The sequence below is a fragment of the Selenomonas sp. AB3002 genome (genome assembly GCF_000702545.1).
Lineage (GTDB): Bacteria > Bacillota > Negativicutes > Selenomonadales > Selenomonadaceae > Selenomonas_B > Selenomonas_B ruminantium_A.
Genome location: NZ_JNIO01000002.1, coordinates 786,649 through 801,936 on the forward strand (window position 1 = coordinate 786,649; position 15,288 = coordinate 801,936).

A 15,288-nucleotide genomic window follows, 5' to 3' on the forward strand; every position below is an offset into this window, starting at 1 on the left:
TTTATTATTTGGTGATTCTACCGGATTGACACTCCCTATCGCCCTCACCACACACGCTTGAACTGTACAGACGCGAAGATGTCCTTGTCATGGGCCCCCTTCTGGAGTTGGGCTTCGCCATTCAGGAACCAGCCCTTGGCAAATTCGGTCTCTCCGGACAGGGAGAAAATGAAGTGGGTCTTATCCTGATTGTTTCTGAGGGTATAGAACCGGTCGTCATTGCCCTCATAACTGAAGGAAAGCTCAGGATCTGCTCCGACAAAGGCATGCTTCACTCCAAGGCGCATGCCGTAGCTGCCACGCTTCAGATAACGCTTCAATTCCACCCCCAGCTGTCCCGCAAAATAGGTGTTGTGCTTCCCTGCGACATGCTGGTTGAAGATGCCCGCTCCGTTTTCCGCGTAGGCTTTCTGGTTCAGCCAGGAAAGCTGGAGGTTGACGTAGGGGCTGACATGCCAGGTCCTGCCATCATTTGCATGGAGGTCATACTTATACTCTCCTCCGATTTCTACCAGACGGGAGTTGTACCTGGCCTCTGCTCCAAGGCCATACAAGCCTACGCCACGACGCAGCTTGTTCCGGGTCCAGCCATAATCCGCATAGAGATAGGCATCGGCGGCATCCTTGTGGTAGCCCGCGTAAACGCCAAACCTGGTATCGTAGATATCGCTCCTGCTGGACGGGGCGCCAAGTCCCATGGTCTGATAGCTCAGGAATACGCCCCCCCGCCAGTTTTCGTTCAGCATGCGGTCATATCCTCCTGATACGGCGCTCCCATGATAGTTTGCTCCGCCCCTGAGGTCGCCCCAATTCTTGGTGAACTTTACCCAGGCATTATTATCCTGTGCCAGGGGGAGCTCCGCACGCATCTTGATGCCCTTCTCTTCTCCTCCATCCGCAAAATGACTCACCGGAAAGGTCACCTCTACAGGCCGGGTGGAGAAGGCTGTGCTCAGGCGGTCGGAAATCACGCGGCTGGCAACAGTGCTCTGCTGGACAAGGGAGGCCATCTGCGGGGCGCTGGATGAACTGATTTCCGTGAAGGCACGTTTGGCAGCTGATGGACTAAGACTGTAAAGGCTGCGCATCTCATTTCTCCGGGCATCACCCAGGAGGCTCTTCTGCATAGTTTCCATGGCATCATAGACCTCAGCCTGCTCTGCCGTCAGTTCTCCAAGATTGTTGGCCGAATATGTCCTTACCTTCACGGTGTTTCCTTCTATGGCCCCCGTTGTCGAGAGCATCCCCGTGGCGGCGTAGAGCTTTCCGTCAGGATTTGCCAAGGTACCTGTTACCGCCCCTGCCTTCAGCACGGTCAAGGTTTCGTCAGGCAGGGCATTAGTGGCAGAAATCGTGGAGCCATCCACCTTAGCTGTACTACTGACGGAGATATGACCCTGAGAACCGCCGCCGTAAGCGCTCAAAGTACCATCAGAAACGAGATTTCCCTTAATGGACATGCTGGTATCGCCAGAGTATGCGCCAATGGTGCCGTGGTTAATGAACTTGCCCGTGGTATCATCTGAAAAGCCATCTGCCATGCGTGAGGTCATATCATTTACTGTATATGTTCCACCGAAAAGCCCGGCTCCTTTTGAAACATTTACATTAACAACATCTGCCGTTCCCGTATATACCAGATCGCCACTCTTCACGTTCATCTTCATATTGTCGGAGCCACTGACATTTCCTTGATAGAGCATGGCCCCGTCTTGCATATCAAAGTTCAAGTTAGTCACCAAGTCGGGGATATAGTCGGCATAAGCGTACTCGCCTCCGTTATATTGAATCATCAGGGGCTTGATGATTCCGTTCTTTGTCTCCACTTCATTGGTATCTCTATTTTTTTCCTGATAGGTGGTGTTTTTTTCAGTATCGAAAATTCCCTGTTCTTCAGAAAAATGCTTCCAATCAGAAGTGATAGCGCCGCTTATTTCTGCCCCTTTTTTCACGTTGATATTTTTGACAAAGGCATTTCTGCCGATATAGATTGCATTTTCCCTGCCGGAAATTTTGCCGGACAAATTGAAGTCTGTAATCAATTCTCCCTTCAATTCATCGGCAGAGGCATTGTAAGTGTTGCTGTTCATATCGTTCAGAACTTTATTTTCAGCCTTGGTGATTTCGCCAGTGTAGGCACTGACCCCACGACTGTAGCGAATGTAGGAGCCACGGTACTCATCAAGAGCTCCATTGGAGCTCGAGCCAAAGTTGAATTCCACCGCATTGCCGCCTGCTCCATTGGCCGTCACATTTCCCGCCAAATTGAGATTTTGATGGCATCCATAGGCAAATAAGATGCCCTTCCCTCTATAACCGTCCCCATGGATTTCAGTTGATGCGGGTACATTTATCGTATTCCCTTCGCCGTCCACCCGGATGCCTGTTGCTCCAGCGCCTTGCGTCAAAATATCTGCGGACTGGGTGATATTGTTATTCGTTCCGTAGACGTGAAGACCAATTCCCAGAGGAACCTGACTGTAAGTATTTTCAAGATAAGCCGTGCCATTAGAATTTCTCGCAGAATATCCCTGGGTATTGTCGATTGTCAAACCGTTTCCATAAACAGAACGCCCAAAATACGCCTTTCTGTCGAAATCATAGCCCAAATCCTGCAGGGCCGCCAACTCCACCTCCATAAAGGCGGTATAGTTGGTATACGAACGATGGCTTTGCACACCTGCTGTCTGGAAGTGGGAGCCTTCAAAATCTTCCTTATAGGCGCTGCCATTTCTTTTCATTTCAAAAGCATTGGTAGGTATGCCGGAAACGCCGTTGAAGGTTGCCCCTGCCAGAGCATCCGTTACATTGTCCCCTACAAAATAGGCAAAATTCCCAGGGTCTACAATAAAGCAATCAGATTCCTTAAGGTCTGGATTCTTTGCCTTTAAGAGTTTAAAACCTTCAGTAGACACGATCATCATACCTGGCTTGCCATGATTTCCGTTCTGGTCCACCAGATGGCGATTCCAAAATTCCTTGTCTTCGGTATTTGTAAATCTGACCAAGGCCAGCCTGCTGACGCCATCGACATAGGTAACCTTCTCCGTTGCTTCCTTTCCGTTCCAGTCACAATACTCTATGCTGGCACTCACCCCCAGGGCATGTACCAGTTCATGACGGAAGCAGCCGACAAAATCAGCGGCTTGTTCATTGGTGGGAAGCACCGTGTCCGAATCTACCCACCACCCCTCAGGAGCGCCGTCACGATTGGCGCCGAAATGCTGTCCTATGCTGATGGTTGAAAAAGCATAGGTGCCCACCTCATCGGTACTATTCGTTTTCAATTTTTCAATATCCAGGTAATCAAGCTTTATTTTTCCCTGCAACATTTGGGCAACATAGTTATCATGAACCGTATTTCCGTCTTTAATTGAAGCTGTGATAGCATTGGCATTTTGGTAGTTGTCCTGAGTTACAACTATAATCTGCCAGGGAGAGGTGAATCTCGACCTGGGCCCCAGCATTTCTGACCAGTAGGAGGTGGCAGATTTTGTCGCGTCCCTGAGACTCAGTGGCAGTGCGTACCCCGACCCTGAATCATCAGTTATCGTTGAAATCTTTTCCCCTGTATTTAAAAAGGCAAAGTCAATAAATTGCCTGCCGCCAAAATCTACACTATCAGGCTCAAAGGCTTCAACAGGGCTGCCAAAAGCCACCCCTGCTGTCATGGCTGCCATGATTGCCAATTTTTTTGATTTTCTCATTCTGGTGCTCCTTCGGAAAAACCTGCGCTATCCCTGCCTATAATGGGCGTAATCCCAATATGACAAATATTCGCCAGCAATTACCGGTCTCCTGCCACAAATCCTAAAACTAGGACCAGGAGCACTCCAAAGGGCAGGCTGATTGTACTTTCACTCCAGCTTCAATCCCCCGGTAATCTCCTGCATGAAGGCCTTGGGGGTGGTATGCAGGTATTTCTTGAATACCTGGGAGAAATTCTTGTAGTCACCAAAGCCTGTTTCCTCGGCTATCTCGTAGACCTTCCAGGTGCCCGCCTGCAGCATCTCAATGGCTTTCTGCAGGCGGTACTGGGCCAGCAGGCTGCCGAAGGTCTGGCCTGTTTCCTCCTTCAGCTTGCGGGAAAGGTAGCTGGCAGAAACGCCCAGTTCATCAGCCAGCGCCTCGCTGCTCAGACGCTTCTGATACCCCCCCTCAATCCGTTTGAGGACGGACTGGACGTAAGGATTGCCCGTGTGGTAGGCAGCCCGCAGGCCCTCATCCCAGGAGAGCTCCTCCTGCTGGGGAGCTGCGGGCTGTTTTTCAATTTTCTGCAGGGCCTTGGCCAGGTCCTCTTCATTGACAGGCTTCAGCAGGTAGTCACTGACTTCCAGCCTCAAAGCCTGCTGGGCATAGGAAAAGTCGGCATAGCTGGTGAGGTAGATGATTTTAGCCTTATTGCCCTCAGCCTTCAGAGCTTCCGTCAGGGCAATGCCGTCCATGACGGGCATCTTGATATCCGTCAGCACCACATCAGGCTGTTTCTCCCGGATAAGGGCCAGTGCCTCCTTCCCGTTGCCTGCATCTCCCACCACCCTGGCCCCCAGTTTCAGCCAGTCAATGGTGCAGACCAGGCCCCGGCGAATGATTTCTTCGTCTTCTACTATTACCAAGTCAAGCATGACTTTCTTCCCCTCACAATTTTTCCACCAGCCATGCAATAAGATGGTCTTCCACGGCTGGCCCTTTCAGTTTGGCAGCTTTTCTTATCTCTGCGTGAGCATTCTCCGGTGCCACGGAAATGTCCGCCGCTTCCAGCATTTCCTTGTCGTTGAGGTAGTCACCGCAAGCGATGATCTCAATGCCGGGGAGCATTTCCCTCACATGGGAGAGCATAGAGCCTTTGGACACCTCCCTGGCCACGAACTCGTAGTAATTGTCCTCGGAATAGAAGCCGTTGGCCAGCTGTGCCACCCCCATTTCCTCTGCCAGCTTCACATACTCCTCCAGATGCTCATGCTTGTCGCAGGCAAAGAATTTCAGCCAGGGGGTTTTCTTCGTATCCACCAGAGTTTCCAGCTCTGTGTGGTCATAGCGGTAGTATTCGAAGGGCAGCCGGGGGTCATCGTTGGCCTCCGGGGTCACCACATGGCAGTTGTCCGCCGTGTAGACCTCCAGGCAGGCCTCGGGAAAGCGCTTGAGACATTCCCTGGCAAAGGCAGGCCAGCGATTCTCCTCATCTCCTGCAGTCAGGGGCAGGGTCTTCAGCACTTTCTGCCCCTGCCAGTCGTAGAGCATGGCCCCGTTGAAGAACACTCCGGGGGCATTGATGGGCAGGCCCTCCACATAGCCCGCAGCCGCCTCAGGGGTGCGGCCTGTGGCAATGGCGAAGAGGCCGCCCTCGCTGACGAAATGCCTGATGGCCTCTCGGTTCTCCACGGAAATCTTCCCTCCGCGGGGAATCAGGGTTCCGTCCAAGTCAGAAATGATAAGTTTGCCTGTGAATTTACCCATCTTCTTCTACCTCATCCTTCTTTTTCAAAACTCCCGGCAATCTCAGGGAAATCTCCGTGCCGCCCTCCGGGGGGCAGGCAATCTGCAGCCCGTATTCTTCCCCATACAGCAGCTGCACCCTGCGCTGCACATTGAACAAACCTCTGTGGTCAGTCTCATTGGACTGGGACTGCAGCAGTTCCAGGAGCTCCTGCAGCTTCCCTGCCTCCATGCCCCTGCCCTTGTCCTTGACCAGTATCATCAACTGATTGTCTGTGACGCTGACCTTGAAGGAAATCGCCAGCTTCCCTTCCTCGTCCTCTCCATACTTGATGGCGTTTTCCAGCAAAGGCTGGAACAGCAGCTTGGGAATGGCAAAATCCATGGCTCTGGGGTCAATATAGCGTTGGAAATCCAGACGGCTGCCGAAGCGGTACTGCTGGATCTTCATATAGCTTTCCAGATACTTCAGGTCTTCCCGGAACTCAGCCTGCCGCCCCCCGCTGCCAATGCTGTAGCGGAGCAGCGACGACAGAGCCATAATCATCTCCACCGCCGCCGCGGGGTCCAGGCGCACCATGAACTTGATGTTTTCCAAAGTGTTGAACAGGAAATGGGGATTGAACTGAGATTCCAGCTCCTTGAGTTCTGCAATGGCCGTAAGGTTGTCCACCGCCTGGGCCGTCAGGCGGCTCTCCCGGGCAATGCTCCTGAGGAGCAGGGGAATCATCAGCAACACCGCCAAGAGCAGCGCCCCTGCACCGATGGCATAACGCACGAAAAGGTCAGACACGTTGGAAATAACATAGACCCTGTACCTGCCCCCGGCAAAATTCACGGGCTTGCTGGTTTCGTAGTAGATGTTTTTCTCCAAAAACACCAGCCCGTTTTCCTGGTCCAGGAATTCCCCTCTCAGCTTGCGGAAATCCGTCAGCTGCTCATTGCCGCGCAAAAGGCGGGCGTTATCCAGCTCGTCCACCAGAAAGATATCCGCCTGGCCGTCCCCTGCCAGCTGGCTGAGATAAGCTTCAGGCAGGACGTAGAAGAGGTAGCCTGCCACCTGTCCGCCATGCTCCACCGCCTGACCGCAGACCAAATCGCAGGGGCTGCCCTCCGCTTCCTGCAGGAACTCCTGCCTTGGCAGCCCCGGCTCCTTTTCAAGCCTGGAGGCAATGCCCCACCCCTGCCCCACATGGAGCAGATAGTCCGGCAGGTAATCCCGGCTGCCCAGCACCAGCTGGCCCTGCCTGTCCAGCAGGTAGAAGTCAATCTTCCTGTGCCCCGTATCCCTATAGAGCTGCCCATAGGCCTCCGCCCGCTTCGCGGGGACTTTGCCCCAACTAGAAAAGTCCTTCTCCTGCCCAAAGAACTCCGCTTCCTCTGCCGAATACCAGAGAAATTCCTGACTGACATCCGTCAGCACAGCCGCCGCCAACTCCCTGGAAGTATCACTGACCCGCACCACAGAATACTGCCAGCTGATAAGCATCAACGCCGACCCCAGCACAGTCATAACCAGCACAGGCACCAAAGCATACCAGGCCAGCGCCCTATGAAAGCGTGATTCAAAATAACGGTGCATGAACGGAGCTCCCTTCCTAAATCTCTATCCCTAGTATAACAGAAAAACGGGGGCCAAATGACCCCCGCCCTGCAAAAACTTGCTCACTGCACGCTGGTGAAGATATCCTTGAACTTATCCAGCCATGCCTTCTTGTTCTTGTTCACTACTTCCTCATCATCAGTGATGGACTTGATCTCAGCCTTCGGCAGGAGCCCTACGGGTGCATCCACATCATCGCGGACGCTGCGGCGATGGAGCTTCTGGGTGATGAGGGTCTGAGCCTCTTTGCTGGTGATGAAGTCGATGAACTTCTTGGCATTTTCCATGTGCTTGGCATTCTTGATGATGTAGATGCCGTCCGGCTTGGAGATGACGCCTTCCTTCATGTAGACCAGCTTCACGGGAGCGCCGTCAGCCACGTACTTGGCGCCGCCTTCCTCGAAGGTCAGTCCCACGGCATACTCGCCGTCAGCCACACCTTTGTATACAGCGGAGGAACCGGAGAGGAGCTTGCCATCCAGGTTCTTGGCCAGCTTCTCCACATAATCCCAGCCGTTGTCCGGGTTGCCATTGCCCATGGCGTAGAGCATATTGATGATGTGCTCATAGGAAGAGGAGGACTTGGAGGGATCTGCAAAGGCAATCTTGCCCTTGAGAGCAGGATTCAGCAGGTCCTCATAGCCTTCCACCTTCACATCACCGATGAGGTTGGTGTTCACCATGATGACGCTGGGGATATCCGTGAAACGGGTGATGGAGCCTTCCACGTTCTTGAAGTCCGGCTGCACATGGTCTTCGTTGACGGAACGATATTCCTCAAAGAGGGCTGCCTTAGGCTTCATGGTGGAGAGGGAACCGCCCCAGAAGATATCTGCCAGGGGGTTGGCCTTCTCGGATTCCACGCGCTTCAAGAGCTCGCCGGTACCGGCTGCCACTACTTCCACCTTCACACCGCTCTGCTTCTCAAACTCTTCCACGAGGGGATTGATGAAGGCCAGGGGGTGCGGGCAGTAGATAACTACTTTGTTCTCCCCGCTGTCAGCGGTGGCAGAGGTAGAGGACGCTGCCTTGTCCCCGCCGCCGCCACAGCCTGCAAAGCAGGTGGTGAGCATGGCGGCGCCCAACAGGCTTGCCAGGATCTTTTTCAGCTTCATGATGAAACCTCCTTAATTGAACAGCTGTTAATAGGATATAATGAGTTGCAACTCACAACGTCACATCCCGGCGGCCGGAGACTTTGAAGAAGATCACCATGGCCAGGATGGTTGTTGCCGTAAGGATGGTAGAAAGGGCTGCCGCCGTGCCGTAGCTGGCCCGGATGACCTCCGTGTAGATGGCTACGGACATGGTCTTGGTGGCCCCTGTAAAGAGGATTACCGAGGAACTCAGCTCATTGATGGCGGTAATCCAGGAAATGATGGCCCCGCTCATGACCCCGGGCAGCATCATGACTGCCGTGATCTTGAAGAAGGTCTTCACAGGAGATGCCCCCAGGCTTATGGATGCCTCTTCAAGGCTGGGGCTCAGCTGATAAAGGATAGCGGAGCTGGAGCGCAGGGTGTAGGGCAGGCGGCGTATCACCAGGGAAATGATGATGATGATGGCCGTACCGGACAGCAGCATGGGCTCCTCATTGAAAGCCAAAAGCAAAGTGATACCCAGGACAGAACCGGGGATGATATAGGGGAACATGGTCAGGGTGTCAATGACATCCGTGAGCCAGCTCTTCTTGCGGGTAGTGAGATAAGCCACCGTCATGCCCAGGAAGACAATCATCAGCATAGCCGCCGTACTGTAAGCGTAGGTGTTGCTGACAGCCGTGCCCAGGGACTCAAAGATGGTGCGGTAGCTGTCCAGAGAGTAGCCCTCCACGAAAATGGAGCCGTTGGTCTTCAGGAACGAAGTGTAGATGACCACCAGCTGGGGAATCATAGACAACGCCACTAAGAGGTAAATAGCCACATGCATAATGACGTTCTTGATGCCCGTCATCTCCCCCACAGGCAGAGGCCTCAAGGAGCTCATGGTAAAGGACTTCTTATTCACCACATACTTCTGCAGCATGAATATAGTAGAAGTGATCAGCACCATGATGGCAGCCATGGCCGCCGCGAAGTTGGCCTGGTCACCGACTTCGTTGATGAACTCGGAGTAAATCATGACCGGCATGACGTTGAAGCCCTCGCCTATGAGCATGGGGGTACCGAAGTCTGCCATGGCGTTCATGAAGACCATCAGGGAACCAGCCAGGATAGTCGGGGTGATGAGCGGCAGCATGATGGTGACCACCTTCTTGATGCCGCTGCAGCCCAGGCTTTCCGCCGCCTCGATAAGGGCCGAGTCGATATTCTTCATGGCCCCAGCCACATAGAGGTAGATGAACGGATAGAGCTTCAGAGTCAGCACCAGCAGGATTCCCGCAAAGCCGTAAATGGAGGGGAAGTCGATGCCGATACTGGCCAGCCACTGGGTCAGGATGCCGCTGCGGCCGCCAATCAAAATCCAGGAATATGCCCCGATGAAGGGCGGTGACAGCAGGGAAATGATGATGCAGATTTCCACGATGCTCTTGCCCTTCACCTTGAACAAGGTCATGAAATAGGCCAGAGCCGTACCGATGATTACCGCCAGGAGCGTCACGCAGGTGGTGACACTGAAGCTGTTGATCATGGACTGGTAGTAATACTTCCGCTCAAAGAAAAGGCCGAAGTTGGACATGGTGAATTCCCCGGTCATAGCGTCCTGGAAGGCGCTGGCAAACAGGGAAAACAGGGGATACATGAGGAACAGGCCGAAAACCACGATGGACAGCAGGGTAATCCATGCCCAGAAGTCCCACTGGAATTTCTTATTCATGCTCCACCACACCTTCCATCAGGCTCTTGGTGCCGTCAGCTCTGAAGACATTGATCTTGGCAGCATTGGGCTTCAGATAGACTATATCTCCCTTCTCCAATACCTTTTCCGCATGGCCCAGGTCCTGACTGAACTCGATGGCAGGCTGGTCAGGGACGAGCATATCCTCCGGGAACTCCAGTCCGTAGGTGATGTACTTGCCCAAGAAGACTTTGGTCTTGATGGTGCATTTCACGCCCTCACCCTCGCCGCAGATGGCAAATTCTTCGGGGCGCACGGCGATGGTCACATCGTCCCCCACCTTGGCTTCCTGGGAAAGGTTCGTCATGGGCAGCACAAAGCCGTCGGCAAAGACCACAGCCTTGCCGCCCCCCTGCTCCTCGATGCGTCCCTTGAACAGGTTGGAGTGGCCGATGAAGGTAGCCACGAACACATTATAAGGTCTGGTGTAGATGGTATGAGGGGAGGCAGTCTGCTGGATCACGCCCTTCTTCATAACGGCGATGCGATCCGAGATAGCCAAAGCCTCCTCCTGATCGTGAGTGACGTAAACGGTGGTGATGCCCACCTGCTTCTGAACTTCACGGATAGCCGAGCGCATTTCCACACGCAGCTTGGCATCCAGATTGGAAAGGGGCTCATCCATCAGCAGCACGCTGGGATGGATGACGATGGCGCGGGCCAGAGCCACACGCTGCTGCTGTCCGCCAGAGAGCCTTTCCGGCAGCCTGTCCTGGTACTCGGTAATCTGCACCACATCCAGGATCTTGTCCACCTTTTCCTTCATCTCATCCTTGGGGATGCCCCGCAGTTTCAGGCCATACTCCACATTCTGACGCACGGTGAGATGAGGGAAGATGGCGTAGCTCTGGAACACCATGCCGATATTGCGCTTGTGGGCAGGGATATCATTGATGACCTGCTCATTGAAGCGAATCTGCCCGCCCTCGATGGTATTGAACCCCGCAATCATGCGCAACAGGGTGGTCTTGCCGCAGCCAGAAGGTCCCAGCAAAGTAAAGAATTCCCCGTTTTTGATCCCCTCTGTAAGCTGGGGGATGATGGTCAGGTCCCCGTACCGCTTCACCACTTTGTCTGCCGTAATGGCAACACTCATTGACCTCTCCTCCATTCCGAATGCCTATTGTTTCTTAGGTTATATATATTTTACAGCCCTTAAAAATAACAAACAATCCAGAATAAAGGATAAATGTCAGCAAAAATGAACTAGCCTCCCCTTTTCAAGGGAGGCTAATATTCTGGCTGCCCATGCGGTAGCCTGTCATATCCAAAGTCACATAGGCAAAGCCCAATTCCTTCAGCCTGCCAGCAATCCCTGCTCTCTGCTCTGCCACCAGGCCAAAGGCTTCCTCTGCCACCTCTATCCGTGCCAGATCCCCGTGGTCCCTCACTCTCAGCTGCCCTTTGACCCCCAGCTCTCTGAGGAAGGTTTCTGCCATATCAATGCGCTGCAGGCGCTCCGGCGTCAGCTCAAGGCCATAGGCCACCCGGGAGGCCAGGCAGGCGGCACTGGGCTTGTCCCAGACAGCCAGCCCCCACTCCTTCGCCAACTTGCGAATATCCTCCTTATTGAAGCCGCACTCTGCCAGAGGGGAGCGAATGCCCAGCTCCTGCAACGCCCGGGCCCCGGGCCGGTAGTCGCTCCTGTCCGACACATTGGAGCCGTCCGCCACCACGGCAAAGCCTGCCTGCTTCGCCCAAGAGAGCATCTTCTCCATGCGGTGCCGCTTGCAGAAATAGCACCTCTCCCTGTCATTGCGCCTGATTTCCTGCAGGGCAAGGTCATCTGCTTCCAATATGACATGACGGATGCCAACAGCCTCAGCCCCAGCCCGGGCATCCCTGCGCTCCTCCTCTGACAGCAGCTCAGACGCCGCCGTCACCGCCACAGCCCTGTCCCCCAGGGCCATATAAGCCGCCCTGGCCAAAGTCATGCTGTCCACGCCCCCGGACAGGGCCACGGCTGCGCTGCCGTAGCTTTCCAGCAGCGATATGAGCTTTTTCTTCTTTTCTTCCATGCCAACCTCAAGCCTTTTCATCAAGTTATCCACTTCCAGTACCAGCCCTTCAAAGCCGCTCACATACGCCTGGCATATCCATCCTTCACCTTTTCCTGACCGCCAATAACAAGCGGTTGCCCAAGGGCTCCCCTTCCCTGAACTCATACTCCACAATATCTGCCATGCTGCGGATAAGTCCCAGTGACAGAACGTTATCGCTGAACCTGATATCGAAGGGCTTTCCATTGTAGTCAATCCTGACCATTACCTGCTCTTCAGCTTCTGAGTATTCTGCCACCCATCTGATGTCAGGCATCAAAATACGCTTAAGCAAAATCTGCACGCATATTTCTTCGAACAGCAGCAGCATGGAGTAGTTCATGCCCAAAGGAATGTCATTCTTCCGGCAGAAGAAGGCAATGCTCTCATTGCAGCCGTAAAAATCGAAGTCCTGGGAGTCGACGTGGATTTCCAGCACCTTCATCCGCCCTACGAACTGGCGGGTGCGCTCTTTTTGTGGATTGCCGAAGATTTCCTCCGGGGTGCCCTCCTCGTAGATGCCCCCTTCATCCAGATAGAGGATGCGGCTGGACACTCTCTGAGCCAGTTCCATGCTGTGGGTCACCATCATCATGGTGACGCCGGAGGAGGCTACCTTGCGGATAACGGCCTCCACCTCCCCTGTCATGGTGGGGTCCAGCGCCGAAGTGGGCTCATCCAGCAGCAAGAGCTCAGGCTCCATAGCCAGAGCCCGGACGATGGCCACCCGCTGCTGCTGGCCGCCGGAAAGTTCATCAGGGTAATTGAAGGCCTTGCTCCCCAGGGCCACACTTGCCAGCAGTTCTTTCGCCTTGTCATAGGCCTCCTGCCTGGACATTTTCTTCAAATCAAGGGGAGCTGCCATGATATTCTCCACCACTGTCAGGTGGGGAAAGAGATTGAAAGACTGGAAAATCATGCCGATTCTCTGGCGCACCCGGCTCATATCGCAGCCAGGCAAAGTGATATCCTCCCCCTGCAGATAGATTTTCCCGGCGGTAACTTCTTCCAGCCGGTTGATCATGCGCAGCAAGGTGGACTTGCCTGTGCCAGAGGGGCCTATGATAGAGATGACCTCCCCAGGGCTTACCGTCAGATTCACATCCTTCAGGGGAGTTACATTGCTATAGGCTTTTTGCAAATGCTCGATTCTCAGCAGGCTCTCACTCATGGTGTCACCCCCCGCAGGATTTCTTCTTTGGTGCGGGACTTGGGATTGAGTTTCCCCAGGATCATGCCCGTGACTTTCTGCAGCAGCCACACAAAGGCCAGATACAGGACAGTGATGACAATCAGCGGCGCAAAGGCATCAAAGGTCTGGGCCCTGACGATATCCGCCATCTTGGTGAGATCCTGCACCGCAATATATCCCACAATGGCGGTGGATTTCAAAAGCCCCACGATTTCCGCCTGATAAGTGGGAAAAGCATGGCGCACCGCCTGAGGGATAATGAATTTCACAAAGGTCTGCCGCTCCGAAAAGCCCAGAGCCAGAGCCCCCTCTGTCTGCCCCCTGGGAATATTGGCTGCAGCATTTTTCAGCATTTCAAAGACGGAGAAGCCAAAGAGCAGAGAGAAGGCCGCGATAGCCACAATAGTGCCGCTCACATCCCAGCCGCCAAAGACGATGTAGTAGAAAATCATCAGCAAAACCACCGTGGGCATCCCCGCAAAGAGACCGGAGAGGAAATCCAGCCCCTTGTTCAGCCATGGCTTCTTCTCCCGATAGGCGAAGCACTCCCCAAAACCCAGCACCGTGCCTATGAGGACAGAGGCAAAGGTAATGACTACAGTGGTGACCAGGCCGTTGGCAAAAAGCTTCCACCTGCTCTCCCGCATGAAGGTGTCGTGGAGCTTCTTCTTGAGACCGGCCAGGAACCCCGACCCCGCGCCTCCGTCGGAGCGGACTGCCAGCACGCAGTCGGCCTCACAGGTCTTGTCCGAGAAGTGGAAGTGTTCCTCCCTCTCCGGCCGGCATTCCACGGCGCTGATCCCCAGGTCAAACTGCCCCGTGCTCACCCCTGCCATGCCCGTCTCAAAGGCTGCCACGGTGACCTTGCAGTCATAGCCGTACTTCGCGCAGAAGTGCATGCACAGCTCCATCTCGTAGCCTGAGATCTTATTGTCCTGCATATAGAGCATGGGAGGAAAAATCGGGTTCATCACGATATTCAGACTGCCATTCTCCCCGGTCAGAGGAATATCCTCCAACGCCCGGCCTTCCCCCTCCCCGGCCAGCCACTTGTTCTGCCAGGCGTAGAGATTGCCGTTATCCCGGCTTTCCTGCAGGAAAGCATTGAACTCACGGCAGAGCTTGCCGCCCTTTTCCGAGTTGGGAAATACAAAGCCGAAGCCGGTCCTGCCCAGGGAATCCCCCAAAATTTCCACGTCATTTTGCCCGGAAGCCATCAACTCGTCCACAAAAATGCGGTTCATGGCAAAGGCCTCTATCTTTTTCTGCCTGAGGTTCTGGGCCATATCTGCCACAGTTTCAAAATAAACTATCTCAGCCTCCGGGAACCTCGCCCGGGCACATTCCTCCGCCATGGCCCCCGGCCAGGTGCCAATGCGCCCATGGGCCACCTCATCCTCTGTAGTCAAAGGTGCAGCCAGGCAGGTGCTCATAAGAAGCAATGATATGACAACCAGCAATAGCTTTTTCATGCAGGATTTTCCTTTCCTTGATGGGACACCAGCTTTGTTTATAATGCTGCGGCAGGCATCTATTTCTACTTGCCGCTCTGCACCTCCGCATAATCCAGGCAATTCAAAAGTTCTTGCGGATGACCATTTCTACCTTGTTATCCTGCACAGACACCCGCACATCATCGGCAATGTTAGCTACCAGGGATTTTTCCAGTTCATCCAGCAGTTCATCTGCATCGTCCCCCTCATACTGCCCCTGCTCCAGGCACAGGCGGTATTGCTGCAAGGACCACATCTGTATCTCTTCATAGCTCACACATCCTGTCAGATGATAATCTCCCAAAGGCTCCGTCCTGCCGCTGCCCAGGTAGAACATGCATCCCTCTATGAAGTCCTTGACTTTTCCCATGATGCCTACGGACGCTTCGTTGCGATGCTCTGTGGAGGCATCAATGAGGTCCTGCCTTTTCTTGTAATCCAGCTCAGCCACAGCCAGCAGGTGCATTTCGCAGCTGCAGCCCTCTGTGCTTTCCACCCAGAAATCCGCCTCAAAATCCTCCACTATAGCCCTGACCATGCTCATGGTTTCCTCAGCCAGCAGCCGCGCACGCAGAGTGCTGCGCTTGTCAAAGCCCATCTCCTTGCTGAAGGCCTCTACTTCATCCAGGGCTGCTGCCATGCCGCTGCCCTTGCTGCTTACCACAATCTTACTAGTTTTCATGCTGT

General features: G+C 54.1%; 10 protein-coding genes and 1 pseudogene. All 11 read right to left on the reverse strand.

Annotation, left to right across the window (positions count from 1 at the left end; translation table 11 throughout):
- Positions 1–44 precede the first annotated feature (44 nt).
- Positions 45–3,707, reverse strand: coding sequence for an autotransporter outer membrane beta-barrel domain-containing protein (locus tag P159_RS0103890; protein WP_029541619.1), 3,663 nt, complete (start codon positions 3,705–3,707; stop codon positions 45–47).
- Positions 3,708–3,857: 150 nt separating this feature from the next.
- Positions 3,858–4,625: a response regulator gene (locus tag P159_RS0103895; protein WP_029541621.1), complete on the reverse strand. Its 768-nt coding sequence runs from the start codon at positions 4,623–4,625 to the stop codon at positions 3,858–3,860.
- A 13-nt stretch (positions 4,626–4,638) separates the two neighbouring features.
- Entirely contained in the window at positions 4,639–5,457 is an 819-nt protein-coding gene (locus P159_RS0103900) for an HAD-IIB family hydrolase (protein WP_029541624.1), read from the reverse strand.
- A complete protein-coding gene (locus tag P159_RS19100) occupies positions 5,450–7,018 on the reverse strand; it encodes a sensor histidine kinase (protein ID WP_029541626.1) in 1,569 nt (522 codons plus the stop codon). Before P159_RS19100 ends, P159_RS0103900 begins: the two co-directional genes overlap by 8 nt.
- Before the next feature lie 83 nt (positions 7,019–7,101).
- Complete coding sequence (locus P159_RS0103910; protein ID WP_029541629.1) at positions 7,102–8,154, reverse strand: ABC transporter substrate-binding protein; 1,053 nt, start codon at positions 8,152–8,154, stop codon at positions 7,102–7,104.
- A 52-nt stretch (positions 8,155–8,206) separates the two neighbouring features.
- Positions 8,207–9,856 carry an iron ABC transporter permease gene (locus P159_RS0103915; RefSeq protein ID WP_029541632.1) on the reverse strand — a complete coding sequence of 550 codons (1,650 nt, stop codon included), beginning with the start codon at positions 9,854–9,856 and terminating at the stop codon, positions 8,207–8,209.
- On the reverse strand, positions 9,849–10,973 hold the full coding sequence (locus P159_RS0103920; RefSeq protein ID WP_029541634.1) for an ABC transporter ATP-binding protein: 1,125 nt from the start codon (positions 10,971–10,973) through the stop codon (positions 9,849–9,851). The genes P159_RS0103915 and P159_RS0103920 overlap by 8 nt, the downstream gene beginning before the upstream one ends.
- A gap of 124 nt (positions 10,974–11,097) precedes the next feature.
- Entirely contained in the window at positions 11,098–11,916 is an 819-nt protein-coding gene (gene larE / locus P159_RS0103925; protein ID WP_037376956.1) for an ATP-dependent sacrificial sulfur transferase LarE, read from the reverse strand.
- 433 nt (positions 11,917–12,349) lie between these two features.
- Positions 12,350–13,075 (reverse strand): annotated as a pseudogene (locus P159_RS0103930) (amino acid ABC transporter ATP-binding protein); the annotation flags it as partial.
- Positions 13,076–13,083: 8 nt separating this feature from the next.
- On the reverse strand, positions 13,084–14,580 hold the full coding sequence (locus P159_RS18345; RefSeq protein ID WP_037376862.1) for an ABC transporter substrate-binding protein/permease: 1,497 nt from the start codon (positions 14,578–14,580) through the stop codon (positions 13,084–13,086).
- A 103-nt stretch (positions 14,581–14,683) separates the two neighbouring features.
- Positions 14,684–15,283 (reverse strand): hypothetical protein, encoded by a 600-nt coding sequence (locus P159_RS21120; RefSeq protein WP_029541640.1) that lies wholly within the window; start codon positions 15,281–15,283, stop codon positions 14,684–14,686.
- Positions 15,284–15,288 lie beyond the last annotated feature (5 nt).

What these genes read in the sequence shown, in the direction of transcription:
- larE (WP_037376956.1), bottom strand. Translation starts at nt 11,916, where the DNA reads ATGAAAAGGCTTGAGGTTGGCATGGAAGAAAAGAAGAAAAAGCTCATA.
- P159_RS21120 (WP_029541640.1), bottom strand. Translation starts at nt 15,283, where the DNA reads ATGAAAACTAGTAAGATTGTGGTAAGCAGCAAGGGCAGCGGCATGGCA.
- P159_RS0103895 (WP_029541621.1), bottom strand. Translation starts at nt 4,625, where the DNA reads ATGCTTGACTTGGTAATAGTAGAAGACGAAGAAATCATTCGCCGGGGC.
- P159_RS0103910 (WP_029541629.1), bottom strand. Translation starts at nt 8,154, where the DNA reads ATGAAGCTGAAAAAGATCCTGGCAAGCCTGTTGGGCGCCGCCATGCTC.
- P159_RS0103915 (WP_029541632.1), bottom strand. Translation starts at nt 9,856, where the DNA reads ATGAATAAGAAATTCCAGTGGGACTTCTGGGCATGGATTACCCTGCTG.
- P159_RS0103900 (WP_029541624.1), bottom strand. Translation starts at nt 5,457, where the DNA reads ATGGGTAAATTCACAGGCAAACTTATCATTTCTGACTTGGACGGAACC.
- P159_RS19100 (WP_029541626.1), bottom strand. Translation starts at nt 7,018, where the DNA reads ATGCACCGTTATTTTGAATCACGCTTTCATAGGGCGCTGGCCTGGTAT.
- P159_RS18345 (WP_037376862.1), bottom strand. Translation starts at nt 14,580, where the DNA reads ATGAAAAAGCTATTGCTGGTTGTCATATCATTGCTTCTTATGAGCACC.
- P159_RS0103920 (WP_029541634.1), bottom strand. Translation starts at nt 10,973, where the DNA reads ATGAGTGTTGCCATTACGGCAGACAAAGTGGTGAAGCGGTACGGGGAC.
- P159_RS0103890 (WP_029541619.1), bottom strand. Translation starts at nt 3,707, where the DNA reads ATGAGAAAATCAAAAAAATTGGCAATCATGGCAGCCATGACAGCAGGG.